Source organism: Peribacillus sp. (assembly GCF_059453735.1).
In genome coordinates this window covers 1-3,239 of the sequence record NZ_JAZVJO010000544.1, presented here as the reverse complement: position 1 = coordinate 3,239, position 3,239 = coordinate 1, and the positions used below count along the sequence as shown (strand labels likewise).

The 3,239-nt window shown below is 37.8% G+C and carries 5 protein-coding genes; 4 read left to right on the top strand and 1 reads right to left on the bottom strand.

Annotated features, from left to right (window positions below; all coding sequences use genetic code 11):
• The coding region (locus AC52RT_RS17895) for a catalase (protein ID WP_495542004.1) at nucleotides 1-458 on the top strand (458 nt) is incomplete at its 5' end.
• Nucleotides 459-508: 50 nt separating this feature from the next.
• Here the strand turns inward: AC52RT_RS17895 and AC52RT_RS17890 are convergent.
• Nucleotides 509-1,294, bottom strand: a complete 786-nt coding sequence (locus AC52RT_RS17890; RefSeq protein ID WP_495542003.1) for an SDR family oxidoreductase — start codon at nucleotides 1,292-1,294, stop codon at nucleotides 509-511.
• 227 nt (nucleotides 1,295-1,521) lie between these two features.
• Here AC52RT_RS17890 and AC52RT_RS17885 point away from each other — a divergent pair, with 227 nt between their 5' ends.
• The 3 genes from AC52RT_RS17885 to AC52RT_RS17875 all read left to right on the top strand — a co-directional run.
• Nucleotides 1,522-2,508, top strand: coding sequence for a Gfo/Idh/MocA family protein (locus tag AC52RT_RS17885; RefSeq protein ID WP_495542002.1), 987 nt, complete (start codon nucleotides 1,522-1,524; stop codon nucleotides 2,506-2,508).
• A 197-nt stretch (nucleotides 2,509-2,705) separates the two neighbouring features.
• Nucleotides 2,706-3,017 (top strand): PTS sugar transporter subunit IIB, encoded by a 312-nt coding sequence (locus AC52RT_RS17880; RefSeq protein ID WP_040373950.1) that lies wholly within the window; start codon nucleotides 2,706-2,708, stop codon nucleotides 3,015-3,017.
• Nucleotides 3,017-3,239, top strand: a 223-nt coding sequence (locus tag AC52RT_RS17875; RefSeq protein ID WP_495542001.1) for a PTS sugar transporter subunit IIA, incomplete at its 3' end; no start/stop codon positions are given. The genes AC52RT_RS17880 and AC52RT_RS17875, both read left to right, overlap by 1 nt.

The following is a 3,239-nucleotide window of genomic DNA, read 5'->3' as shown; positions in this document are numbered from 1 at the left end:
GCTCACCCCTCAGTTTTGCTATGGCTCGTTACTTTTCCATACATGTGTTTAATTTTATTGATAAGGAAGGCAGGAAACAGCCGATTAAGTATCAATGGGAACCAGATGCGGGACTCGGAATGTATGGGAAACTAGAAGCTGTTAAATGTTCAGCAGATTATTTAAATGAAGAATTAACAGAAAGACTAGAGAGAGAGTCTGTCGGTTTTACCCTTACGATTCAGTTAGGAGAAGAAGGTGATCCAACAGATGATCCAACTGCAGCTTGGCCGCCAGAACGGAAAACAATAGAAATTGGACACCTCACTATTTCTAAGAAGCTGATTGATACTCCAGATGTGGTTCTGTTTGATCCCACAAAAGTTCCTGAAGGCATTGAATGCTCTGATGATCCTATTTTGCATTTCCGTCATGATGCCTATGAGGTTTCATATAATCGTCGCATTCATCATAAATGAAGGAATGAAAAAGCCGTATTCCTTGATGGAAATACGGCTTATGTACACATTTATAATAAGGATTCTGCTCCATCAATATATACCTTTGTTCCGGTAATATGGGAAGATAAATCAGAGGCTAGAAATAAAACTAAATTACCAACTTGCTCTGGTTGACCAGCCTCCCCAGCAAGCGGATGCTCTCCTTCTGGGTATTCAATAGGAATGGTAATTTTTTTGAGGTTTTCATTTTCTGGGAATGTGTTTGAATCAATATTGGTATCAATTGCGCCCGGACAAATCATATTAACACGGATTTTATATCGTGCCAGCTCAAGTGCTGCCATCTTTCCAAATGCGACTTGTCCAGCTTTTGAGGTGCTGTAAGCTGAAAACCCAAAATTATTAAATGTCCGATTTCCGTTGATTGAACTAGTAATGACAATACTCCCCCCATTTTCTTTCATGTAAGGAATAGCATTTTTTACGGTTAAGAAGGTTCCACGTAAATTTGTGTGGATGGTCTCATCAAATTCATCGATTGACATATCCTCAATGGGCGCAATTACCCCATTTATCCCCGCATTTGAGAAGACAAAATCAAGTTGGCCCCATTCAGCGATGACCTTTTGGAAGGCCTGATCGATATCTTCAGTTTTGGAAACATCCGCTTCTACAATAATTGCCTCGCTGCCAAGATCCTCAATTTCACGCTTTACTTCCACTGCATCTTCACGATTGAGATCAAGTAAGGCAATTCTTGCCCCATTTTCTGCGAGTTTTAAGGCAGCTCCACGACCAATACCAGAACTTCCTCCAGTTACTAAGGCCACTTTATTTTTCATTAAATCTGCCATACTTCCTCAACTCCTTTTTTCTATTATTACCCAATTTAGGTAGAAAAAGAAACCTTATTTTTTTAAAAAAGGGCCACTTCGGTAATTAATCGTAGTGGTGTCATTTTAAAAAGAGTCGGAAGAAGTTTGACTCGCTATATCATTTAATCAAAAGAGAATGCTAGCTTTCATTATGACATGAGGATATATTAGGTAGAGAATAAATTAATTTTTATAGGAGGACAACTATGGTGCGGTTTGGAATTATTGGAACGAACTGGATTACAGAACGGTTTTTAAAGGCGTCTAAAGCACACGAAGAATTTAAGCTTACAGCGGTTTATTCACGATCAGAGGAAAGAGCTCGTGAGTTTGCCGGCAACTATCAGGTTGAAAATACGTTTACAAGTCTAGAGGATATGGCATCTAGTGACATGATTGACGCAGTGTATATCGCAAGTCCAAATGCTTATCATGCAGAACAAGCTATTCTGTTTTTAGAAAATGGCAAGCATGTACTATGTGAGAAGCCAATTGCTTCAAATACAGCAGAAACACGTGCGATGATTGAAGCAGCTAAAAGAAATGGCGTTGTTTTAATGGAAGCGATGAAATCAACATTAATGCCGAACTTTAAGAGTATCGAGGATAATATCCATAAGCTTGGAAAAGTACGTACATACTTTGCAAATTACTGTCAGTACTCATCACGTTATGATTCCTATCGACAAGGGACGGTCTTAAACGCCTTTAATCCAGCTCTTTCTAATGGGGCATTGATGGATATAGGTATCTATACAATTTATCCACTTGTTGTTTTGTTTGGTAAGCCTAATTCTATTAAGGCGACAGGTCATGTACTCGAGTCTGGTGCGGATGGGAATGGAAGTATTCTTCTCAGTTATGATGGAATGGAGGCAGTAGTGATGTATTCAAAAATAACGGATTCACCATTGCCTTCGGAAATTCTTGGAGAGGATGGATCTATGGTTATTCATCATATATCTAGTCCGGAAAAAATTGAAATACGTGCACATGATGGCACGCTTACTGATATAAGTTATGAACAACAAGAGGACCCTATGTATTACGAAATAAAAGAATTTATCCAACTGATTGAAAGTGGTAAACAGCAGTCCTCACAGAATACGTGGGAAATATCACTTGCTGTCGTGGAAATTATGGATGAAGCCCGACGTCAAATGGGTATTGTATATCCAAGTGATACCAACTAATATTAAAAAGCTGTCGAGAAAATTTCTCGGCAGCCTTTTTTAGTTATATGTGACAATTCAGAAAATGTATTGATGTTTAATTAAATAACCCTATATTTTTAAAAAGAAATGACTAGACATTTCTTTTTAATTGGCTATAATAAAGTTGTAACCGCTTAACAAACTAAAAATAATGAATCGAAGGAGTTTGATTATCAATGAATAGAATTTTACTAGCATGTAGTTCAGGTATGTCTACTAGTTTACTTGTGACAAAGATGGAAGCGTATGCAGAATCTATCGGTGATGAAGCGAAAATTTGGGCAGTCGGTCAAAATCAAGCGAAACAAGATATGGCAGAAGCAGATGTTGTATTAATCGGACCTCAAATGAGTTTCTTGAAGAAAGAACTTCAAAAAGAAGCTGCTCAATACAATATCAATGTTGATGTGATCGATATGATGGCATATGGATTAGCAGACGGTAAAAAAGCTTACGAACAGGCATTAGCCTTAATGGGGAAAAAATAATGGAGATTAATTTAGAAGAACTTACCAGTGAACAAATTAATTTTCAACTTATTCTTCATAGCGGTAACGCGCGCAGCAAGGTCATCCAATCCCTTCGCGAATACCGCGAAGGCAATGTAGAAGAAGCAGAAAACTTATTAAAACATGCTGAAGAAGACTTAAATGCTGCACATGGAATTCATTTCAAAATGGTTCAAAAAGAAGCGCAAGGTGAAAAAGTAG

What these genes read in the sequence shown, in the direction of transcription:
- AC52RT_RS17885 (WP_495542002.1), top strand. Translation starts at nt 1,522, where the DNA reads ATGGTGCGGTTTGGAATTATTGGAACGAACTGGATTACAGAACGGTTT.
- AC52RT_RS17880 (WP_040373950.1), top strand. Translation starts at nt 2,706, where the DNA reads ATGAATAGAATTTTACTAGCATGTAGTTCAGGTATGTCTACTAGTTTA.
- AC52RT_RS17890 (WP_495542003.1), bottom strand. Translation starts at nt 1,294, where the DNA reads ATGGCAGATTTAATGAAAAATAAAGTGGCCTTAGTAACTGGAGGAAGT.